The 21873-nt window shown below is 29.2% G+C and carries 16 protein-coding genes; 5 read left to right on the top strand and 11 right to left on the bottom strand.

Annotated elements, in window-relative coordinates; all coding sequences use genetic code 11:
- Window positions 1-27: 27 nt before the first annotated feature.
- The 4 genes from Q4586_RS06085 to Q4586_RS06070 are packed head-to-tail and all read right to left on the bottom strand — an operon-like array spanning window position 28 to window position 2491.
- Window positions 28-552, bottom strand: coding sequence for a DinB family protein (locus tag Q4586_RS06085; RefSeq protein WP_068705564.1), 525 nt, complete (start codon window positions 550-552; stop codon window positions 28-30).
- Window positions 552-1106, bottom strand: a complete 555-nt coding sequence (locus Q4586_RS06080; protein ID WP_068705565.1) for a DUF1572 family protein — start codon at window positions 1104-1106, stop codon at window positions 552-554. The genes Q4586_RS06085 and Q4586_RS06080 overlap by 1 nt, the downstream gene beginning before the upstream one ends.
- A 48-nt stretch (window positions 1107-1154) precedes the next feature.
- The gene (msrB, locus tag Q4586_RS06075) at window positions 1155-1622 is read right to left on the bottom strand and encodes a peptide-methionine (R)-S-oxide reductase MsrB (protein ID WP_068705566.1); all 468 of its coding nucleotides are present in this window, start codon (window positions 1620-1622) and stop codon (window positions 1155-1157) included.
- Window positions 1623-1624: 2 nt separating this feature from the next.
- Window positions 1625-2491 (bottom strand): alpha/beta hydrolase, encoded by an 867-nt coding sequence (locus tag Q4586_RS06070; RefSeq protein ID WP_303527349.1) that lies wholly within the window; start codon window positions 2489-2491, stop codon window positions 1625-1627.
- Window positions 2492-2616: 125 nt separating this feature from the next.
- Here Q4586_RS06070 and Q4586_RS06065 point away from each other — a divergent pair, with 125 nt between their 5' ends.
- Together Q4586_RS06065 and Q4586_RS06060 are read left to right on the top strand one after the other, a co-directional pair.
- Window positions 2617-3420 carry a M48 family metallopeptidase gene (locus tag Q4586_RS06065; RefSeq protein ID WP_271405185.1) on the top strand — a complete coding sequence of 268 codons (804 nt, stop codon included), beginning with the start codon at window positions 2617-2619 and terminating at the stop codon, window positions 3418-3420.
- A 74-nt stretch (window positions 3421-3494) separates the two neighbouring features.
- Window positions 3495-4790 carry an MFS transporter gene (locus Q4586_RS06060; RefSeq protein WP_303527342.1) on the top strand — a complete coding sequence of 432 codons (1296 nt, stop codon included), beginning with the start codon at window positions 3495-3497 and terminating at the stop codon, window positions 4788-4790.
- A 2-nt stretch (window positions 4791-4792) separates the two neighbouring features.
- Here the strand turns inward: Q4586_RS06060 and Q4586_RS06055 are convergent, their stop codons facing one another.
- The 5 genes from Q4586_RS06055 to Q4586_RS06035 all read right to left on the bottom strand — a co-directional run bounded on the left by Q4586_RS06055 (window position 4793) and on the right by Q4586_RS06035 (window position 11969).
- Window positions 4793-6421: an RluA family pseudouridine synthase gene (locus Q4586_RS06055; RefSeq protein WP_303527339.1), complete on the bottom strand. Its 1629-nt coding sequence runs from the start codon at window positions 6419-6421 to the stop codon at window positions 4793-4795.
- Window positions 6422-6464: 43 nt separating this feature from the next.
- On the bottom strand, window positions 6465-8237 hold the full coding sequence (locus Q4586_RS06050; RefSeq protein WP_068705574.1) for an AMP-dependent synthetase/ligase: 1773 nt from the start codon (window positions 8235-8237) through the stop codon (window positions 6465-6467).
- Between the two features lie 73 nt (window positions 8238-8310).
- Entirely contained in the window at window positions 8311-10083 is a 1773-nt protein-coding gene (locus Q4586_RS06045) for an AMP-dependent synthetase/ligase (protein ID WP_068705576.1), read from the bottom strand.
- Window positions 10084-10141: 58 nt separating this feature from the next.
- The gene (locus Q4586_RS06040) at window positions 10142-10846 is read right to left on the bottom strand and encodes a LytR/AlgR family response regulator transcription factor (RefSeq protein WP_303527328.1); all 705 of its coding nucleotides are present in this window, start codon (window positions 10844-10846) and stop codon (window positions 10142-10144) included.
- Complete coding sequence (locus Q4586_RS06035) at window positions 10839-11969, bottom strand: sensor histidine kinase (protein WP_303527325.1); 1131 nt, start codon at window positions 11967-11969, stop codon at window positions 10839-10841. The genes Q4586_RS06040 and Q4586_RS06035 overlap by 8 nt, the downstream gene beginning before the upstream one ends.
- Before the next feature lie 209 nt (window positions 11970-12178).
- Between Q4586_RS06035 and Q4586_RS06030 the strand changes: the two genes are divergently transcribed.
- The 3 genes from Q4586_RS06030 (at window position 12179) to Q4586_RS06020 (ending at window position 18575) form a co-directional block, all read left to right on the top strand.
- Entirely contained in the window at window positions 12179-13855 is a 1677-nt protein-coding gene (locus Q4586_RS06030; RefSeq protein WP_303527322.1) for a serine hydrolase domain-containing protein, read from the top strand.
- Between the two features lie 268 nt (window positions 13856-14123).
- The gene (locus Q4586_RS06025) at window positions 14124-15008 is read left to right on the top strand and encodes an ABC transporter ATP-binding protein (protein ID WP_303527319.1); all 885 of its coding nucleotides are present in this window, start codon (window positions 14124-14126) and stop codon (window positions 15006-15008) included.
- A 3-nt stretch (window positions 15009-15011) separates the two neighbouring features.
- Window positions 15012-18575, top strand: coding sequence for an ABC transporter permease/M1 family aminopeptidase (locus tag Q4586_RS06020; RefSeq protein ID WP_303527317.1), 3564 nt, complete (start codon window positions 15012-15014; stop codon window positions 18573-18575).
- A 707-nt stretch (window positions 18576-19282) separates the two neighbouring features.
- Here Q4586_RS06020 and murB read toward each other — a convergent pair.
- Window positions 19283-20290: a UDP-N-acetylmuramate dehydrogenase gene (murB, locus tag Q4586_RS06015; RefSeq protein WP_068705588.1), complete on the bottom strand. Its 1008-nt coding sequence runs from the start codon at window positions 20288-20290 to the stop codon at window positions 19283-19285.
- Window positions 20291-21481: a pyridoxal phosphate-dependent aminotransferase gene (locus Q4586_RS06010; protein ID WP_303527312.1), complete on the bottom strand. Its 1191-nt coding sequence runs from the start codon at window positions 21479-21481 to the stop codon at window positions 20291-20293.
- Window positions 21482-21873 lie beyond the last annotated feature (392 nt).

Below are 21873 nucleotides of genomic sequence, written 5' to 3'. Positions count from 1 at the left end.
AATTATATTTTTATGAGGATGAATATTTTAATGATTTTCTTTTAATATATCTGCATGATGTTGAGTGTGGTAAGCTGTCCACATAATAATTTCACGCACAGGCATTTTTCCCATCAATGGATGTGGAAGAATTATAGTATTTAAATCTTTATCTCTCCAACGCTGAGTTTTATCTTGTAATTTTTTGTTTTGTATCTGAAGTGTAGATAATAATTGTTTAAACTTTTTTTCTGATGGAGTTTTTATATGGATATTGAATTGTTTGGCTCGTTCTTGATTTTTAGAAAGTTTATCTTGATATCTTTTTACAGTTTCATCATATGAACGCACTGTACGATTTGCAACTCCAAATTTGTATTTTAAAATAAACTTAGGATAACTCAAGGCTTTATTTACTTGTTTTATTGAGTTTACAAGATGATCAATATGTTGTCCTGTAGTCCATTTTTGTTCAGGGCCTTTTTCAAAAATATCTTCGGGTTGATTTTTTAGCCAACTAAATAATTGTTGATGCTTTTCTTCTAGTAAATTAACGACTGCTTCTTTTTCCATTATAAATCTTCTGTAAAATGTTTACGTGTTTTTTCTTTACTAAATTTTTCAGTATTGTATTCTTTTGATGTTCCTTTGGCTACGGATAAAGTTTGCCATTTATCAGCAGTTAAAAACTTACCTAAAAATACTATTTGGCCAATATGATATGAATAATGACATAACTGCCTATTTATAGCTTCGGTTATAGTGTGTCCTTGATTTCGTATATAAACAATGGTATTAGCATTTTGAGTGTTTATATTATTAAGGGCATCAAATAAACATTTCCAACCTATTTCCCAATAGGTAATGACTTCTTCTTTGGTGGTAAACGAATTTATAAATTCATCATCTCTATTTCGCCATTCTTTTTCTCCATCTTCAGTTAAAAAATGAGTCCAACGAGAAAGCATGTTTCCTGCAATATGTTTTGTTATGGTAGCGATGGAATTTTCGTTTTTACTAGAAAACAAAAAAAACTGATCGGTAGTTAATTGCGCAAATGTTTTATCGCCTAAAAGCTTATAATATTCAAATTGCTTTTTTACGCTAGGTAAGTAAGATTCATCCATAAAAAAGAGCTGATTATAGTCAGCTCTAAGATACAATATTTATAGGGATTATTTTTTAGGAATAAATTGTAAAGCAGCACCGTTTATACAATGGCGTTCTCCAGTTGTTTCTACAGGACCATCGTTAAAAGCATGCCCTAAGTGCCCGCCACAAGTATTGCATTTTAATTCGGTACGTGCATATCCAATTTTATAGTCTACATCTAATTCAATATTTTTTTTTATAGCACGGTCAAAAGCGGGCCATCCTGATCCAGAATCGTATTTGTGAGCCGATTTATATAAAGGTGTTTTGCAAGCAGCACATACATAAACTCCTTTTTTATAATTTTTGTTTAACGGACTTGAGTTTTGACGCTCTGTACCAGCTTCTCTAAGAACATAGTATTGCAAGGGTGTTAAAAGAGTTTTCCATTGAGTATTTGTTTTTAAAACGCGATATGTTTTTTTGTTTTGAGTATTGGCCGTAAAACAAATAAATAAGGTTAAAATAAAAGTAAGTATGTTTTTGTTCATGTTTATTGAATGATAAAATCTACAATTTGAGAAGTTACTTTTTTATCACGTAATATTTTAGTGTGACCTAAACCTTTTGTGATTAAAAGTTTTCCATCTTGTAAGCTTTGACGAATATTTATGGCACAACTTACAGGAACATCGCCATCATTTGAATCATGAACGATTAAAGTAGGAATTGATATGTTTTTAGCTACAATACTTGATGAATGTGCATCAATATCCATATGCCATTGTTTGTCAAAAATAATTTTCATTTTTTTAGCAACAATTGGTTTTACCTTTAAATTATTAGTGAAATTTAATATTACATCTGATATTTTATCAGCAGCACCAACAGTAATTAATTTTTTAATATTGAAATTAGTAGCAACGCTATTATACAAACACATACCACCAAAAGAATGTCCAATAGCAGCTTCAAAAGGGCCAAATTGCTTATCTATTTCTGTAATGGTATCTAAAAATTCAGGCATCATGGTTGTTTTTCCTTCTGATTTTCCATGCGCTGGTCCATCAAAAGAAATTACCATATACCCTTTTTCTAATAATTTATCAGCAATCATAAATAATTGCGTGCTTCTGCCTGCCCAGCCATGAACTAGTAAAACTTTCTTTTTAGAATATCCATAAGATAGGACGTGAATTTTTTTAGAAATCGAAGGTATATTTATTGTTTTTTGCTGTGCACTTTTTAACATTACAAGCTCTCTTTTTGGAGTTGAAAACTTTATTGGAGTAATAAAAAGTTTAATACCAAATTTAGCGGTTAAATAAGTTGAGAAATACTGAATTGATTTTGCAATAAAAATAATAGGTTTAGGAACAACTAAACTAGGTGGAAAAAGTATTGAATTTTTAAAATTCATGAAATTTATTTTTAAGATAAAGATTGAAATTGTAAATTTAAACATACAATTTGTTTATTACTTTTGTGACTATCTTTTTTTTAACGTGTCATAAATAATAACCAAGATAAATAAAAACATTAAAGATGAAAAAAATTATAGCTTTAGCAATTGTTGCTGTATTTTTAATACAATGTAGTACAGTACCAATTACAGGAAGAAAAAGATTAAATTTTGTAAGTGACGCCGAAGTATTACCTGCTAGTTTTGCACAATACAAAGGTTTTTTAGCAGAAAATAAATTATCTAAAGATGCAAGTAAGTCAGCTCAAATTAAAAAAGTTGGTAAAAATATTTCTATGGCTGTAGATAAGTTTATGAGAGCTAACGGAATGAAAACGGAGGCAGATTCATATAAATGGGAATTTAATTTAGTAGAAGATAAAACTGTTAATGCTTGGTGCTTACCTGGAGGAAAAGTAGTTTTTTATACAGGTATTTTACCAATTTGTGCTAATGAAGACGGTATTGCAGCCGTTATGGGGCATGAAGTTGCACATGCCTTTGCTAAACATGGTCAAGAGCGTATGTCTACAGGTCAGTTACAACAACTAGGAGGAGCTGCTGTAGCGTTGGGTACAAAAAACAGTAAAAATGCCGCTATTTTTAATACCGCTTATGGTTTGGGTACGCAGGTAGGAGTAATGTTGCCTTTTAGTAGAAGTCATGAAACTGAAGCTGATAAGCTAGGTTTAGTATTTATGTTGATGGCTGGTTATAACGGTGAAGAAGCTGCCGAAGTATGGGTAAGAATGAGTAAAAGAACTAAAGGAGGAAAATCATCGCCAGAATTTATGAGTACACACCCCTCTAACGAATCTCGCATCCAAACGCTTAGAGCATATTTACCTGAAGCTAAAAAATTAGCAAAGAAATTTAATGTCTCTTAAAAAATAAGTAGTAAATTATTTATATTATATTGCAAACCGTTCATTTTTTTGAACGGTTTTTTTATTTAAGATATATGTATAAAAGAGGAGATAAAAAGTTAATAAAAGCTTGGGCATTTTACGATTGGGCAAATTCAGTCTATTCATTAGTAATTAGTACAGCTGTTTTTCCGTTATATTATAGCGCAGTAACCAAAGGGCAAACAGTTCGTTTTTTAGGAATGGATTGGGAGCATCCTGATAGTTTATACAGCTATGCATTATCATTTTCTTTTTTAGTTGTGGCACTTATTTCTCCAATTTTATCTGGTATTGCCGATTACACAGGAAGTAAAAAGAAATTTATGAAATTTTTCTGTTGGATGGGTGGTTTGTCAGTAAGTGCTCTCTACTTTTTTGATGGAGTAGACACTGTATGGATTGGTATATGGTTTACTATTTTAGCTAGTATTGGTTTTTGGGCAAGTTGGGTATTTTATAATGCATATTTACCAGAAGTAGCATTGCCAGAACAACAAGATAGGGCAAGTGCAAAAGGTTTTATTTATGGTTACATAGGATCGGTTATTTTATTGATAATAAACTTAGCAATGATTATGTTTCCTGATGCATTAGAAATAACATCAGGCATGGCTTCACGATTGTCTTTTGTAATGGTAGGTGTTTGGTGGATTGGTTTTGCACAAATAACTTTTCGTAAATTACCTGGTGATATATATAATAAAAAACCTGAAAAAGATTATATATGGAAAGGCTATAAAGAGCTAAAAATAGTATTTAAAGAAGTTTTAAATTATCCTACTTTAAGAAAGTTTTTATTAGCATTTTTCTTTTTAAGTATTGGAGTACAAACCATAATTTTAATGGCAGCCATTTTTGGTTCTACAGAGTTAGGCTTAGAGTCTACCAATATGATTATAACCATATTATTAGTGCAAATTGTAGCTATTTTTGGTGCTCTGATATTTTCAAGATTATCTGATAAATACGGAAATTTTAAAGCTTTAAAATTAACAATAGGTATATGGATGTTGGTTTGTTTTTGTGCTTTTTTATTAGATGAAGAGCAAGAAAATGTGGCTACTTATTTTTATGGATTAGGAGCAATGTTAGGTTTGGTACAAGGAGCTATACAATCATTAACCCGCTCTACATATTCAAAATTATTACCCGAAACAGAAGATCATGCTACTTATTTTAGTTTTTATGATGTAACCGAAAAAATAGCAATTGTACTTGGAACAGCTGTGTATGGTGCTTTGTATGCAATTACAAATTCTATGCAATGGTCAGTACTTTGCTTGGCAGTTTTCTTTTTAATAGCTTTTATTATTTTAAGCACTATGAAAAAAACAAAATATGTAGCTTAATATTAAAAAGGAGTAGGAGAAATAAAACTTAGTTGTTTTGCTGTTTTCGGATGAATAAAAGTTATTTTTTCAGCATGTAAATACAACCTGTCGGCTTTAACTCCATATAAATCATCTCCTAAAATAGGAGTGTTTAAACCTAAATTATGTGCAGCATGAACACGTAGTTGATGTGTGCGTCCTGTAATAGGGTAAAGATGTATTCTAGTTTTATTATTTTTAACTTCAATTATTTTCCAATTAGTTCTTGCTAATTTTCCATGTTCATAACAAACAAGTTGTTTTGGTCTATCATTTAAATCAACACGAAGCGGTAAATTAATTTCTCCTTTATTTTTATCTAAAACCCCATCTAATAAAGCTACATATCGTTTTTTAATAGTTTTGTTGATAAATTGAGCTTGTAAATGTTTGTGAGTACTAGCATTTTTAGCAATTAATAAAATTCCAGAAGTAGACATGTCTAAGCGATGTACTATTAAAGGACCAGTTGCAGTTGGGTACATTTTTTTGATACGACTATAAACAGAATCTTCAATTTCTTTACCTGGCACAGATAATAGCCCATTAGGTTTATGAATCACCGCTAAATAATCATCTTCAAATATAATTTTAATAGCTGTTTTAGATTGTAGTTGTAATAATACAGGGTTTTTATCAACCGACAAACCTTGTAACATGTGCTTTAAAATAGGTTTACATTTTCCAGTACATGCAGCATAAAAATTTTGATGCTTTCGAATAGAAGTAGTTAATGATTTTCCCCACCAAAACTCAGCCATACAAATAGGGGTAAGGTTATTTAAAAAAGCGTATTGTAATAATTTTGGAGCACAGCAATCACCAGCACCAGCAGGTATGTTTTGTTTTGAGCTTTTAAAAATAGCTAACAAATTTTTTGCTTCTTTTTTACTATTTAAAAACTGATAATTTTTAAATATTTCCTGTTGTACCCTTGCCGAAAGTTTTTTTCTTTGTTCTTGTAACTGTTGTATTTGTTGCTGGTAATAGGTGTATTCTTTTTTTATAGGATGTATTTTTGTGTTTAAGTACACTTCATACTCACGTAAATAAAACTCTTCATTAATATTTTGCTGATTGCTTTGAACGCTTTGTTGTTTTCTAGCCTTTCGTCTTTTTTTTATTTTAACTTTTTCGTTTTCTAATAAATTATTGTTTATGGACCTAATGTTTAAATACTTTTTTTCTGTTTTTAAAAAAACAGTATTATTTTTTAAATCAGACAAATTGGAATTTATTTGATTTAGTTGCTCTTCTGTTTTTAAATAACATCCATTTTCTGATAAAACATTATACACAGGAGGAACAAAATTTTTAAGTAAGGTTGAGTTATTAATTTTACCAGAAAAAGCAGCTAAATAGCCTAATTCCCCGTTTTTATTCTTAACAACTAATACACCAAACATTTTACCTAGCGGTTCACTCTTTAAATATTTTTGATTATTTAACCCAAAGTTATGTATAAAATCTGTTTGTTTTTTTAAGTATGCTTGTAATTCGTTAGCAGCTGTTTTTGCTAACGGATGTGGTATATAGTTATGTGGATAGTCAAATTTATTTGGTAGTGGTAAACTATTTATATCTGTGGTAAAAGAAATGAATTTATTCATAATAAAAAGAAAAAGTGCTGCTTTCACAACACTTTTAAAATAGTTAGTTTATATAAATTTTATCGTATAAATCTTTGTAAATTTCTTTAATTATTTTACGTTTCATTTTCATGGTTGGAGTAAGGTGTCCTGCATCAATAGACCATTCTTCAGGTGTTAGCTCAAAACGCTTAATTTGTTCCCACTTTCCAAATTTAGAGTTACAAAGTGTAACCTCTTCTTGAATACGTTCAATTACCTTTGGATTATTGATTAAATCAGTGTTAGTTTTAAAATCAAGATTATGTCTTTTTGCCCATTCTCTCACAAAACTGAAATTTGGCTGAATTAAGGCTGCTGGCATTTTTTCACCTTCACCAATAACCATAATTTGTTCAATAAAACGTGATTGCACTAATTCTCCTTCTAATAATGGTGGAATAACATATTTACCACCAGAGGTTTTAAACATTTCTTTAGTACGCCCTGTAATTTTTAAAAAACCATCTTTATCTAATTCTCCTTTATCACCAGTATAAAAATAGCCATCCTTTAAAACTTCGGCAGTTTTTTCTGGATCTTTGTAGTACCCTAACATTACATTAGGTCCTTTTACTAAAATTTCACCAGTTTCTGCAAATTTTAAGTCTAAACCATGTATTAATTTACCTACAGTACCAGGTTTAAAACCATTGTTTCTTACATCATTTACTGTAATAACAGGAGATGTTTCAGTTAAACCATAGCCTTCCATAACAGGCATTCCAGCTGCAGCAAACATTCTTGTTAAGCGAGGTTGTAAAGCTGCCGAACCAGAAACCATTAGTTTTAAATCTCCTCCTAAAGCAGCTTGCCATTTAGAAAATATTAATTTACGGGCAATACTTAACTGTTTTTCATACCACCATCCGTTAGCTTTGTATGGTTCATATTTTAATCCTAAATCAATTGCCCAAAAGAATAGTGCTTTTTTAATACCAGTTAAATCAGCTCCTTTTGCGTAAATTTTATCGTAAATTTTTTCATATAAACGAGGCACTGCTGTCATTACATGAGGTTTTACTTCTTGTGCATTTTCACTTAATTTATCTATCGCTTCAGCAAAATAAATAGAAACTCCACAGTATTGATATAAGTATAATATCATGCGTTCAAAAATATGGCAGATTGGTAAAAAACTCAATCCACGTTCTTCTCCATATAATAGAGGTACTCTTTTTTCACTTGCTAATACATTAGATACAATATTACCATGAGAAAGCATAACGCCTTTTGGCCTACCTGTAGTACCTGAAGTGTATATTAAAGTAGCCAAACTGTCAGAAGTAACAGCTTTTTTTCGTTCTTCAACGTCATTTTGATTACTGGTATCTTTACCAAGATTTAAAATTTCGTTCCAATTTTTTTCATTTGCGATGTCTTCAAAAGTATAAACCTCTTTAAGTTTTGTATTTCCTTTTATTTGATTTAGTTTTTCTAAAATAGTTTTATCAGAAACAAAACAATAAGTAGCTTCAGAGTGATTTAAAACGTATTCGTAATCTTCTTTCGAAATTGTTGGATAAATAGGTACATTTTGTGCACCTGTTTGTAAAATACCGATGTCGCAAATATTCCATTCAGTACGATTATTTGTTGAAATTACTGCAATTTTATCGTTGGGCTGTACACCTAAACGTAATAAACCTCTACTAATGGTGTTTGCTTTATCAATATATTCTTGGGTAGATATTGACTCCCACTTGCCATTGTATTTGGTTGTAAAAGCTTTTTTTAAATTATAGGTTTCTTGTTGATAGTAAGGAAAGTCAAAAAGACGCGTAATTTCAATCGGCATAAAGTTCATATTTTTGGGTCATGCAAAGTAGGAAAAATACCTTGATTGCACAAGTTTAACCTTAAAGGTTGATTTATTGTGAATTATATATTTTTTGATAGAGATTATTGTATTTTTCTAAGACAATTTTACGTCTCATTTTTAATGTTGGTGTTAAATGTCCAGCTTCTACTGTCCATTGATCTGGCGTAATTTCAAATTGTTTAATTTGTTCCCATTTGCCAAATTTTTTATTATAGTAATCTATCTCTTTTTGAAGTCTATTTATTAATATTTTATCTGTTGAAAAATTACTTATTGTATAGTTATGTCTTTTAGCCCATTCGTTTACAAAATCGAAAGAGATTTGTAGAATTGCAGCAGGCATTTTTTCACTTTCTCCAATAACCATTACTTGCTCTATAAACCTTGATTTTTTTAGCTCGCTTTCTAAAACAGCAGGAGCGATGTATTTACCACCTGATGTTTTAAATATTTCTTTTTTTCTATCAGTGATTTTTAAAAAACCATCATCATCTAATTCACCAATATCGCCTGTATGTAAGTATCCGTTTTGAATAGTTTCTGTCGTTTTTTCTATGTTTTTATAGTAGCCCATCATTATGTTTGGTCCTTTCACTAAAATTTCTCCATCGTTGGCAATTTTTACAATTATATCTTTAATAACTTTACCAACAGTGCCTATTTTAAAGCCTTTGTTTCGCATATCGGTTACCGAAATAGCTGGCGATGTTTCTGTCATTCCGTAGCCTTCGAAAACAGGAATTCCGGCAGCAGTAAAAATTTTAATTAACCTAGGTTGCATTGGAGCGCTTCCGGCAAGCATAAAATCTAATTGTCCTCCTAAGGCTTTTTTCCATTTAGAAAAAATGAGTTTTCTGGCAATTTTTAATTTAAACTCATACCAAATTCCGTTTTCTTTATAGGGCTTGTATTGTTCGGCAAGTTCTATCGCCCAAAAGAATAGTCTTTTTTTGATGCCAGATAAATCACTTCCTTTATCTACAATTTTATCAAATACCTTTTCTAATAATCGAGGCACTACAGCCATAAAGTTTGGTGATACTTCTTTAAGATTATCACTTATTTTATCAATGCTTTCAGCAAAATAAATCTCAAATCCCATGTATTGGCAATAATATGAGGCAGCTCTTTCAAAAATATGCGAAACAGGTAAGTAACTAATTGCTCTTTTTTTATTACTATGTAAATTTAAAGAGTTGCCTACAGCGAAAATATTACTCACAATATTTTGATGTGAGAGCATTACTCCTTTTGGAGTTCCGGTAGTACCAGATGTGTAAATTATGGTTGCTAAATCAGTAGCGTGTACTAATGCTTTATTTTTATCAACAAGAGATTGTGTTGCTTCATCGTTTCCTAAGGATAAAAAAGAACTCCAGCTGTAATCGGTATCAATATCTTCAAAAGTAAATACTTTTTTTAGTTGTGTTTTATCTTTAACAGCTGCTACTTTTTTATACAAATCGTTATCAGAAACAAAGCAATAAATACTATCTGAATGATTTAAAACATAAGCATAATCTTTTTGAGAAAAAGTAGGATATAAAGGAACGTTAATAGCACCTATTTGCAATACACCAATATCTAAGATATGCCATTTTGGTTGGTTGGTATTGGTAATAACGGCAATTTTATCTCCAGGTTTGATACCTAAATTTAATAAGGCTCTACTTACAATATTAGCCTTGTTGATATATTTTTTTGTTGAGATACTAATCCAAGTATTCTTTTCTTTTGAAACTAAACATTTTTCTTGTGGATATTTATTTAGTTGATAATAAGGAAAATCGAAAAGACGTGTAACTTGTATAGATTTATGCATATAAGTGTGTTTGCTATAAATCTATAAAAAAATCTATAAAGTAAAGGATAAAATAATATTATTGATTTAAAAGCTCACTTACACGACTTTTATACGTTTGTCCAATTGGGATCTTATGTTCGTTTATTAAAATACGGTTGCCTTCGATAAACTTAATTTTATAAATAGCTACAATAAAAGATTTATGTACTCGTAAAAAGTTACCATCGGTTAAAATAGTTTCGTAATGCGATATTTTTTCATGACTTACAATCATTTCATCTTGTAAAAATAGTTTTGTATAATTTCCGTAAGCTTCAATGTATAGCAAGTCGGTTAAATCTATTTGATGGTGTTTTTTATCACCTTTTACAAAGAATCTAGTTGCGGTTTCTTCTGAATTCGAAACTTCTTTAACAATAGTTTTTGAAGGTTCTTTTTCTGAAACTTTATTTACTGCTTTTACTAAACGATCAAAACTAAATGGTTTTAAAATATAATCAACAACATTTAATTCAAACCCTTCTAAAGCGTGTTCTTTATAGGCTGTGGTAATAATGGCTTTTGGCGGATTGGTTAATGTTTTTAAAAAATCTAAACCTTTTAATTTTGGCATATTAATATCTAAAAACATAAAATCAATTGTGTTTTCATTTAAAAACTGCATAGCTTCCATTGCGTTGTAACAGTTTTTTTCTAGTTGAACATGTGGTAACATGCTACAAAACTCTTCAATAATTTCGTGTGCTAAAGGTTCGTCGTCTATGATGATATATTTAAGCATGTTTCGCAATTTTTAAAGTAGTTTTATAAATGTTGTTTTGAGTATTTACGTGTAACTCATGATTGTTTTTATAGACTAAAGATAGTCTTTTCTTAAGATTTTTTAACCCAATGCCACTAGATTCGGTTTGTTCTTTCGCTTCAAAATTGTTCTCTAATTCAAAATAAATAGCATGTTTATCTTCATATAAATTGATATGAATAAATGCGTTTTCGGCAAGACTTTCTACACCATGTTTAAAAGCGTTTTCTAAAAGATTGATGTAGAGTAAAGGTGAAATTGTTAAGTTGGTATCTATTGTATGCTTAAAAGAGATTTCTACCGTTTTTTTATAACGGATTTTGTGTAATTCTATATAATTTTTTAAATATTCAATTTCATCGGCAATTTTCACCTTCTCTTTTTCACCTTCATAAATAGTATAACGCATCATATCCGATAATTTTAAAATAACCTCTGGCGCTTGCTTAGAGTTTTTAATGGTTAAAGCGTATAAATTATTGAGTGTGTTGAAGAAAAAATGCGGATTTATTTGCGCTCTTAACAAAGACAATTCAGCATTCGATTTTTCGGCTTTTAAGTTTTGTAACCATTTCCATTGTTCAAAAAGCCATAAGGCGAATAAGATAGGTATTGATATAAAGAAAACGGCAAAAGGAATTTTTTTTTTGATTTCTAAGTAGGATTCTAAATCACCAGAAAAAAGCCTTAAATAGATGAAATAAATGAATAATGGAACATAAAAAACAGCGATTAACTTCCAATATTTTTTAAAAAATTTGGGAGAAAGTAAATAAGCGGTTCCAACCCAAAAACCAATCAATAAAATAAAAGTAATTGGGTTATCTGGTAGTTGCATAAAAGTATCAATCGCTAATGCTACAAAAAATAAGACAAATAAAACTAGTACACTAAGTGCTGTTTTCTTATTTCTTTTTAAATATTTGTAATTATGTATAGGCAAAGCAATTACCAATCCCCAAATAAAGGCAAAAATATATATACCAGATGCTTCTTTATCTGGTATAATAATTAACCCTAAATAGTCTAATAAATAGAATATTGGTATAATAATAGAAAATCCAAAAATAAAGGCTTTGTACTTTTTTAAAAACTGAATCATAGGTCAAAATTACTATTGTTAAAGCGTTTACACAACAAAATTGATATACACTATTCATTTTATGTCCAACTAGACACTTTTTTAGTCATACACGATTCAGTGTGTTTTTTTGACCATATAACTTCATAAATACTATGTATAACATATAAGTTTTAAAGTGTTTTATATCTCATATATGTTTGCCTCAAGTTAATCTTAAATCAATAAAAATGAAAAATTTAAAAATATTATTACTTATGGCAATGAGCGTATTCTCAATGTATGCTCAAGATAAAATTCCACAACAATCTAAAATAGATGCCATTTTTTCTAAATGGAATAAACCAAACTCTCCTGGTGGTTCGGTAGGAGTTATTAAAGATGGTAAGTTAATTTTTACAAAAGGATACGGAATGGCAAACTTGGATTATAATATTCCTAATGGACCAGAAACTGTATTTACTATAGCTTCAACCTCAAAACAATTTACAGCAGCGAGTATTATTTTGTTATCACAACAAGGAAAACTTTCTTTAGATGATAAGTTGAGTACATTTTTTCCTAAGTTTCCTTCGTATGCTAATGATATTACCATTCAAAATTTATTAAATCATACAAGTGGTATTAGAGATTATATTATTCTTGCTAGACTTTCTGGTTTAGGCGCAAATGATAACTATACTGATAAAACGGTTGGTAAGTTATTAATGAATCAGCAAGAATTAAATTTTAATCCAGGAGAAGAGTTTGTGTATAGTAATTCTGGTTATTGGTTGTTGGGTCAAATTGTCGAAAAAGTAAGTGGTGAAAGTTTGGCTGTTTTTGCAAAGAAAAATATTTTTGATCCTTTAGAAATGAAAAATTCTCGTTTTCATGATAATTTTGTTGAGGTTGTAAAAAACAGAGCAACTGGCTATAGATCAAATGGAAAAGATGGGTTTTACGAACACATGACCACGCTTAATATGGTTGGCGATGGTGGATTATTAACCACTATTAATGATCTTGCTAAATGGGATGCTTCATTTTATGATACTTCCCTTTTTAATAAAGGTTTTTGGAATCAAATGTTACAATTAGGAACTTTAAATAATGGAAAAAAAATACCCTATGCTTCTGGTTTAGCATTTAGGAATTATAAAGGATTAAAAGTAATTCACCATAGTGGATCTTTTGTTGGATATAGAACGCAGTTTATTCGATTCCCAAAAGCAAAGTTTTCTGTTATTGTTTTAGCCAACAGAACTGATACTGATCCGTCAAAATTGGCTTACCAAACTGCTGATTTGTTTTTAAAGGATCAGTACAAATCAAATAACACGATTAAAACAGAAAAACCTGCATCAAAAAAGAGCAACGAAAAAGCAGTATTTGTTACGTTATCAGAAAAAGAATTGAAGGTTTTTGAGGGAGATTATTGGGATAATAAAAGCAAATCTAGTCGTAAACTTGTTGTACGTGATGGTATGTTAAATTATGTAAGAAGTAATGGAAGAGCTACTAAAATGCGCCCAATTGCTAAAAATAAATTTCAAATGATTGGACCACGTGTACCTGTAATATTAACGGTTAACACTAAAGCGAAAAATTTTAGCATTAAACTCCCGAATGCAGCGCCAACAAAATTTGTTGCTTATCAACCAGAAACAATTTATAGTAAAGAAGATTTAAAAACATATGTTGGCGAATATTATAGTGTTGAATTAAACGTTGTTTATTCGCTAAAAATGAAAAAAAATAGTATTGTCCTCTTTGTAAAAGGTAATTCAGTTGGAGAAGTAACACCTATCAAAAAGAATTTATTAAACATAAACGGAAGACAAATGTTTGAGTTTAATAAAGAAAGAAATGAATTTAGATTGTCTATGTTAGGAAGAGTTAAAAATATAAAATTTGTAAAGAAATAGAATTTTTAAAATACAATCTAGTTACTTAAAAGTCCCTTAATTGGGACTTTTATTATTTCATAAACATATACAAAATAACTTAATCATCTTTTAAAGGTTAAAACTGACAAACAACGCTGAATTTTATACAAACAAACCATTTTTTTAGTTGAATTTAATATAGCTCAAAATTCAAGTTATCTGAATTGAAAAAAGCCTTGTTTATCATCTTTAATTTAAGAAAGAGTTATAATATTTCATATTTGTGTATAATTTAAAAAATCAGACAATGAATACTTTAAGAATAAATAATTTAACAAAAACATATCCTAATGGTGTGAAAGCATTAAACGGAATTAGCTTAGAAATAACTAACGGAATGTTTGGTTTACTAGGGGCAAATGGTGCCGGAAAATCATCATTAATGAGAACTATTGCTACTTTGCAAGAACCTACTTCTGGAAGTATTTCATTTAATAATGTAAACATTATTGAAAAGCCAAATAACGTTAGAAAACATTTAGGATATTTACCGCAAGAATTTGGTGTGTATCCAAAAATATCAGCAGAAAAATTGCTAGATCATTTGGCTGTTTTAAAAGGAGTTTTAAATAAAAAAGAACGCAAAGAACAAGTTACAGCTTTATTGCAGCAGGTAAATTTATATCAGCATCGTAAAAAATCGGTATTTACTTTTTCTGGCGGAATGCGTCAGCGTTTTGGTATTGCACAAGCATTATTAGGCGACCCACAAATTATAATTGTAGACGAACCAACTGCAGGATTAGATCCAGAGGAAAGCAATCGTTTCTTAAATTTATTAAGTGAAATTGGCGAAAATGTAATTGTAATTCTTTCAACTCATATTGTTGAAGATGTAAGGAATTTATGTCCGAAAATGGCAATATTATCAAATGGAGAAATTATTTCTGTAGGAAGTCCAAATGATTTAGTAGCTAGTATTGATGGGAAAATTTGGACAAAAATTATTCCAAAGAAAGACGTTGCTATCTACAAAAAAGCATTTGATATTATTTCTACAAAACTAATAGCAGGAGAAACTCAGATTAGAGTTTTATCAGATAGTAAACCTGAAGAAGGATTTGAGAAAATCACTCCTAATTTAGAAGATTTTTACTTCACAACGTTATTTAATCAAACTTTAAAATCGTAAATTATGTTTAATAAATTATTACAATTCGAAGTTTTTTATCAGTTAAAACAAAGAGCTTTTCCTTTATTAGCATTGTTGTTTTTGGTGTTAGGAGTTTTTGTTGGTAGACAAGGTTTTGCTCAACAAGGCGTAAATTTTAACGCAGGATATCAAGTATATTTTCATGTTAGTTTATTTACTATTGGAAGTTTATTTGTGATTATGTTTTTTGCAATTAGCGCAATGCTTAGAGACAAACAATATAAAATGGAAGGCTTAATATATAGCTCTGCAATTAAAAAAAAGCATTATTTTTGGAGTCGTTTTTTAGGAACATTCTTTTTTAGTTTATTAGCCTTTTCTCCTTTTATTATAGGATATGTTTTTGGGAATTATACTGGAGATTTAGATCCAGAACGTGTAGCTGATTTTCAATTAATGACGTATTTACAACCTTGGCTATATATTGTTGTGCCTAATATTTTTGTGTGTTCTTCTATTATTTTTTCTGTTGCAACAATAACTAAAAATAGCACTGCAACGTATGTAAGCGCTGTATTTATTTATATGTTATACCTTGTGTGTTCTATATTTTTTAATTCACCATTATTAGCACAAGCAGCGCCAGCTTCACCAGAGAGTATGGCTATAGCAACACTTGTAGATCCATTTGGAATCTCTGCCTTTTTTGAACAAACTCAATTTTGGACACCTTATGAAAAAAATACACAATTGTTATCTTTTTCAGGTTCATTTTTATGGAATAGATTGATTTGGTTATCTATTGCTTTTGTAATTTTATTAGGAACATTTAAGTTGTTTTCATTTAGAAAGATCACTAAAAAAGTAAAAAAAGAAAAGAGCGTAGCTACAACAAAAAAAATGTTGTTAAGTTATAAACCTTTAAAAGTAGTATCAAATTTTAAAGCGCAAAAAATAGCATTATTATCTTTAATAAAAGTAGAATTAAAAAGTGTTTTTAATAGTCTGCCTTTTATAGCGGTTTTATTGATGTGGGTTTTTATAGTTTTTTCAGAATTGTATTCAACACTAATTAGTGGTGGTGAATATGGCGTAAGTATATATCCGTTTACCAATAAATTAACCGAATTAATTGTTGGTCCTTTAACTATTTTTAGTTTGATATTAATTATTTTTTATAGCTCAGAAATTGTTTGGAAAGAACGAAGTCTACATTTTAATTTGATAATTGATGCGACACCTGTTAAAAACAGTACATTCTTTTTTTCAAAGTTTAGTGCTTTGATATTGCTTCCAATAATTTTAATAACGGTTGGAGTTGTTCTTTGTATTGGATTTCAAATGGCTTTAGGATATTTTAATTTTGAACTCGGTTTATATGCTTCATTATATTATCATTATGGATTGCAATTAGTAGTTTTTTGTATGGTTGCTTTATTCGTTAATAGTTTGGCAAAAACCAAATATATGGGAATGGGAATTTTTGGATTTATTGTATTATTAACACTAAAATCTGGTATGTTAGGATTAGAACATCCTTTAACAAGTTTAGGATTTTTACCAAGAATTAGCTCCAATAATATGGATGGTTTTAATGGAGTTTCAAATTTATATAATCATTTAGCAGTATATTGGTTGGCTTTTGGTTTATTATTAACTGTATTTTCTTTCAAAATTTGGAATCGTGGAATTGTAACTAGTTTTTTAGTAAAAATAAAGCAGTTTTTTACAAATTGGACCAAGATTCAGAAACTGAGTATATCTTTTTTAATGATTATTTTCATCGGTTTTGGTAGCCTTGTTTTTTACAATTTAAATATTGTTACAGAATATAATACGATAAAAGATGATTTAGATTTTAGTGAAAACTATGAACGTAACTTCAAAAAATATGAAAAAATAGAAAGGTTATATCCAGCTTCAATAAAAACAGAAGTTGCTATGTACCCTAAAGACAGAAAGTATACCGTTGATGCTAATTATGTAATGATAAATAGAAGTAAAAAACCGATGAAACATGTATTTATAACGGAAAGAAAAACATTAGATACCGTTTCAATTGAAAATGCAGATTTAATAAAACATGATGCAGATTTTGGAATTTACCTTTTCAAATTTAAAAAAGCATTACAACCGCAAGATTCTGTTGAGTTTAAATTTCAATTAACAAATAGTGTTGTGGGATATGAAAGAGATAAATCAATCATAAATAATGGAACTTATATAAATCGTTTTAGCAAATTTGATCCTATTTTAGGATATACCAATAGTTTTGAAATTGCAAATGCAAGAGAGCGTAAAAAAAGAAATTTGCCATTACGAATTAAAGAAAAAGAAACTTCGGATGCGCATATTGCTTTTGAAAATGTTAAATATGAGAAAGTAAATTTCGAAACTATTGTTTCTACTTCAAACGACCAAACAGCCATTAGTTCTGGTAAATTACTGAAACAATGGACCGAAAATAATAGAAACTACTTTCATTATAAATCTTTAAGAAAAATATCACCTGAAGCGGGTTATTTTTCAGCAAAATATAAAACTAAGAAAACAAATTATAAAGGAGTTTCTATTGAGCAATATTATGATGTAAATCACAATTTTAATATTGATGCTATTGAAAAAAGCATCAAAGAAACATTAGATTATTGTCAAGATAATTTTGGAGCATATCAGTTTGATTATCTTAGAATGGCAGAAGTTCCTGCACATTGGCCATTTGGTGGATTTGCACATCCTGGAGTTATCAGTATGGTTGAAGATCGATTGTATTTATCTGATGTAAGTGATGAAAATGTTTTTAATGTAGTTGCAAAAAGAACTATTCATGAAGTATCGCATCAATGGTGGGGACACACATTATCTTCTAAACCAGTTGCTGGGGGTGCTTTTCTTGTTGAAGGACTTGCAAAATATACAGAAGCTATGGTGATGGAAAAAATGTATGGAAAAAGTGCATTGTACACTTTAGCAGAAAATGCAAGAAGCCGTTATTTTTCTGGAAGATCTTTTGCTTCTAATATTGAACCACCAGTATATAAAGTAGATGGACAAAGTTATATTTCGTACGGAAAAGCATTAAATACTTTGTTAGCTTTAAGAGATTTAATAGGAGAGAAGCAAGTGAATTTGGTATTAAAAACCTTAACAGATTCTTTTAGAAATAGTAATAAGTTAGAAGTAACTACTTTAGATTTTTTAACTGAAGTTTATAAAGTAACTCCAGTAAATCAACACGATTTAATAAACGATTGGTTTAAAAAAGTAATTACTTATGATTTAGGGATTGAAAATGCAATAACTAAAGAATTAGCAAACGGAACTTATGAAATTACAGTAAAAGTAAAAGCTAAGCGTTTTGAAACATTAGAAAATGGAGAAGTAAAACAAATCTCAATTGATGAACCAATTAAAATTGGGTTGTTTACTACGCATCCATCCATGGTAAAAGATAATAAATCTGTATTGTATTATGAGTCTAGTCAAATCAATAAAGAGATATCAGAAATTAAGATAATTATAAAAGAGCAGCCAACATATATTGCTATTGATCCTTACGGAACTAGAAGTGATGAAAATTTAGTTGATAATGTATTTTCTCTATAAAGAAACCCCAAAAGAAGACTAGAAGAAGTTTTTTTAGTCTTCTTTTTTAACTATAAGTAGCTTTAAAATGGCTATTAATCTTTTATTTTTTTCTTAAGGAGATAAAAAGAATTAAGAATATCATTATTGGAAAAAATATTTAAAAAATTCTAAGGTTTTAGATTAAGATAGAGAAAAAGTTGTTTATATATGTTAATAAATAATTTAAAATTATATTTTTTCTTAGTTAACAAAAAAAATCTTTGTGTCCATTGCTTTTTTGGATCCGATATTTATTATATAGGTTTGTTATTAATATTTTATTTGGCTTTGATGTATCATTAGTATCAGCAGCAAAAGAAAACGTGTAATTAACGATTGAAGAGTTATCAATTTATTACGTTCATTATTGTATGTAAAAAGATAAAAACTTAATCTCTATTAAAGAAGAACAATTTTTAGTAAAAAATTATATTGAGTTAGAAAAAATGCGTTTGAAGAGCGTTTGTAACTAGATGTATCTATTGATGAAAAAATTGAGTAAATTCAAAGTTCCAACATTAAATACTCAATCATTAGTAGAAAAAGCGATTAAACACGGAATTAATTTAATTGTTAAAATAGGAGTCAATAATATTACAATTAAAAAGTAACAAGGTTTTATTAAAAAATGTCATCCTATTCTATAGGGTACAAACTTTTAATTTGTTTTTTTTAAGAAGATAGTCTTAAATTACATTAACCTCAATTTCTAAATTAATAGAAAATTTATCTAAAATAGTATCTTGAATTTTTTGAGCTAAATTATAAATTTCTTTCCCAGTTGCTTTTCCGTAATTAACTAAAACTAATGCTTGTTTTTCATGTACACCAAAATTACCAAAACGTTTTCCTTTAAATCCACATTGTTCAATTAACCAGCCTGCCGGTATTTTAATTTCAGATTCTGAAATAGCGTAACTAGGTATTGTAGAAAATTCTTTTTGAAGTTTATCAAAATCAGCTTTAGAAATTACTGGATTTTTAAAGAAACTTCCACTATTACCAATTTTTTTAGGATCTGGGAGTTTGCTTTGTCGAATAGTAATTACAGCATCTGAAATGTTTTTAAGAGTTGGGTTTGTTATCTTTTTTGACGCCAATTCAGTTTCAATAGCCCCGTAAGAAATAGTTGTTTTATGTTTGTTTTTTGTAAGTTTAAAACTTACAGATGTTATAATGTATTTTCCTTTTACTTTGTTTTTAAAAATAGAATTTCGATAGCCAAAATTACACTCATTGGCAGCAAAAGAAACTAGTTTTCTTGTTTCAATACATACTGCTTCAACTTTAGTTATTGTATCTTTAACTTCAACACCATAGGCTCCAATATTTTGAATAGGGCAGGTACCTACGTTTCCAGGAATAAGAGATAGGTTCTCTAATCCTCCATAATTTTCAGAAATACACCAAAGTACAAAATCATGCCAATTCTCGCCAGCATTAACGGTTAAATGAACATTATTGTTGTTTTCGCTATCAATTGAAATTCCTTTCAAATTAATATGTACAACAAGTTTTTCAATATCTTTTGTTAGTAACATGTTACTTCCGCCAGAAATTAAAAAAATGTCTTTTTCTGTTTTTAAAAGTTGTTGCAAACTATAAAGAGAATCAACAGAAACAAAACGTTTGGCATTAACATCGATGCCAAACGTATTGTACTTTTTTAAGGATATGTTTTCTTGAATATTCAATTAACTATTATATTGTTCTATAGCTATTTTTAAAATTTCAACCGAACGTATTAAATCAATTTTATTTAATACATAAGCAATACGAACTTGGTTTTTACCTTCTCCTTTTGTAGAATAAAATCCGCTTGCAGGAGCCACCATAATCGTTTCATTATCATGATTGAACTTTTCTAAAATCCATTGAGCAAAATCATCAGCATCAGCTACAGGTAGTTCAGCAACACAATAAAAAGCTCCTTTTGGGTTGGCAACTTTTACGCCTTCAATTTTTTGAAGTTCAGTAATTAAAGTATTTCTACGATCTTGATATTCTTCAATAACTTCATCAAAATAACTTTGTGGTGTGTCTAAAGCTGCTTCACTAGCTAATAAAGCATAGGTTGGCGGACTTAAACGGGCTTGTGCAAATTTAATAGCAGTGTTTATAAACTCTTCGTTTTTAGAAACAATACATCCAATTCTTGCTCCACACATACTATAACGTTTAGAAACAGAATCAATCATAATTGCATTTTGCTCTAACCCTTCTAATGCCATAATCGAGTTATGTTTTGCACCATCATAGGTAAACTCACGATACACTTCATCAGCAATTAAAAATAAATCGTGTTTTAATACAATTTGTTTTAGTTTTTCAATTTCTTCTGGACTGTATAAATATCCGGTAGGATTACCGGGATTACAAATTAAAATTGCTTTAGTTTTAGGGGTAATTAGTTTTTCAAAATCTTCAATAGCAGGCAAAGCAAAATTATCTTCTATTTTAGAAATTACAGGAACGACTGTTACTCCAGAGGCTGTTGAAAACCCGTTGTAATTTGCATAAAATGGTTCAGGAATTATTATCTCATCACCAGGGTCAGTAATACTACCAATGGTAAATAATAAAGCTTCAGATCCTCCAGTAGTTGCAATAATATTATTAGCTGTTACATGAATATCATTATTAGCATAATAGTTAGCTAATTTAGAACGATATTCCTCTGAACCTTCAGAACGTGCGTATGATAACACTTCAATAGTATTATTTTTTACAGCATCTAAAGCCACTTGAGGAGTTTTTATATCGGGTTGACCAATATTTAAATGAAAAACTTTAGTTCCTTTTTTTTTAGCAGCCTCAGCAAAAGGCACCAATTTACGTATTGGTGATTGCGGCATAGAATTACCTTTGTTTGATATTAATGGCATTGCAAATTGAATTAGTTATTTTAAAAAGCAAATTTGCAATTTTTTTTTGATAAAATAAACTTGTTTTAATGAAAAACAAGGGGTGAAAAATCATAAAATACCTGAATACTAAATAGAAGATTGTATATTTAAAGGTAACCACTAAATTATCAGTTGTTTGAAAAAAAGATACCTTACATCACCGCTTTTTTTATGTTCGTCTGTTTATTCACAAAGAGGTTTCCAGTTTTAAGGAAAGAATAAAAACAAACAAGAATTATCTTTCAAATTAATAAATAATTTAATTGTACTCCCTTTAGAGATAAACAATCATTATTTATCTTTTATTTTAGATACAGGAGTAAGTAAAACGATTTTATTTAACTTAACTGAAAATGATAGTATTGGTTTAA

This window comes from Tenacibaculum soleae, from assembly GCF_030549005.1.
GTDB classification, from domain to species: domain Bacteria; phylum Bacteroidota; class Bacteroidia; order Flavobacteriales; family Flavobacteriaceae; genus Polaribacter; species Polaribacter soleae.
The sequence above is the reverse complement of the archived record's forward strand: the minus strand, read 5'-3'. Positions and strand labels throughout refer to the sequence as shown.

Bases quoted from the DNA above. Each gene is read 5' to 3' on its own strand.
- Q4586_RS06080 (WP_068705565.1), bottom strand. From the start codon at position 1,106: ATGGATGAATCTTACTTACCTAGCGTAAAAAAGCAATTTGAATATTAT.
- Q4586_RS06055 (WP_303527339.1), bottom strand. From the start codon at position 6,421: ATGAATAAATTCATTTCTTTTACCACAGATATAAATAGTTTACCACTA.
- Q4586_RS06070 (WP_303527349.1), bottom strand. From the start codon at position 2,491: ATGAATTTTAAAAATTCAATACTTTTTCCACCTAGTTTAGTTGTTCCT.
- Q4586_RS06085 (WP_068705564.1), bottom strand. From the start codon at position 552: ATGGAAAAAGAAGCAGTCGTTAATTTACTAGAAGAAAAGCATCAACAA.
- Q4586_RS06040 (WP_303527328.1), bottom strand. From the start codon at position 10,846: ATGCTTAAATATATCATCATAGACGACGAACCTTTAGCACACGAAATT.
- Q4586_RS06045 (WP_068705576.1), bottom strand. From the start codon at position 10,083: ATGCATAAATCTATACAAGTTACACGTCTTTTCGATTTTCCTTATTAT.
- Q4586_RS06010 (WP_303527312.1), bottom strand. From the start codon at position 21,481: ATGCCATTAATATCAAACAAAGGTAATTCTATGCCGCAATCACCAATA.
- Q4586_RS06025 (WP_303527319.1), top strand. From the start codon at position 14,124: ATGAATACTTTAAGAATAAATAATTTAACAAAAACATATCCTAATGGT.
- Q4586_RS06030 (WP_303527322.1), top strand. From the start codon at position 12,179: ATGAAAAATTTAAAAATATTATTACTTATGGCAATGAGCGTATTCTCA.
- Q4586_RS06035 (WP_303527325.1), bottom strand. From the start codon at position 11,969: ATGATTCAGTTTTTAAAAAAGTACAAAGCCTTTATTTTTGGATTTTCT.
- Q4586_RS06020 (WP_303527317.1), top strand. From the start codon at position 15,012: ATGTTTAATAAATTATTACAATTCGAAGTTTTTTATCAGTTAAAACAA.
- Q4586_RS06060 (WP_303527342.1), top strand. From the start codon at position 3,495: ATGTATAAAAGAGGAGATAAAAAGTTAATAAAAGCTTGGGCATTTTAC.
- msrB (WP_068705566.1), bottom strand. From the start codon at position 1,622: ATGAACAAAAACATACTTACTTTTATTTTAACCTTATTTATTTGTTTT.
- Q4586_RS06065 (WP_271405185.1), top strand. From the start codon at position 2,617: ATGAAAAAAATTATAGCTTTAGCAATTGTTGCTGTATTTTTAATACAA.
- Q4586_RS06050 (WP_068705574.1), bottom strand. From the start codon at position 8,237: ATGCCGATTGAAATTACGCGTCTTTTTGACTTTCCTTACTATCAACAA.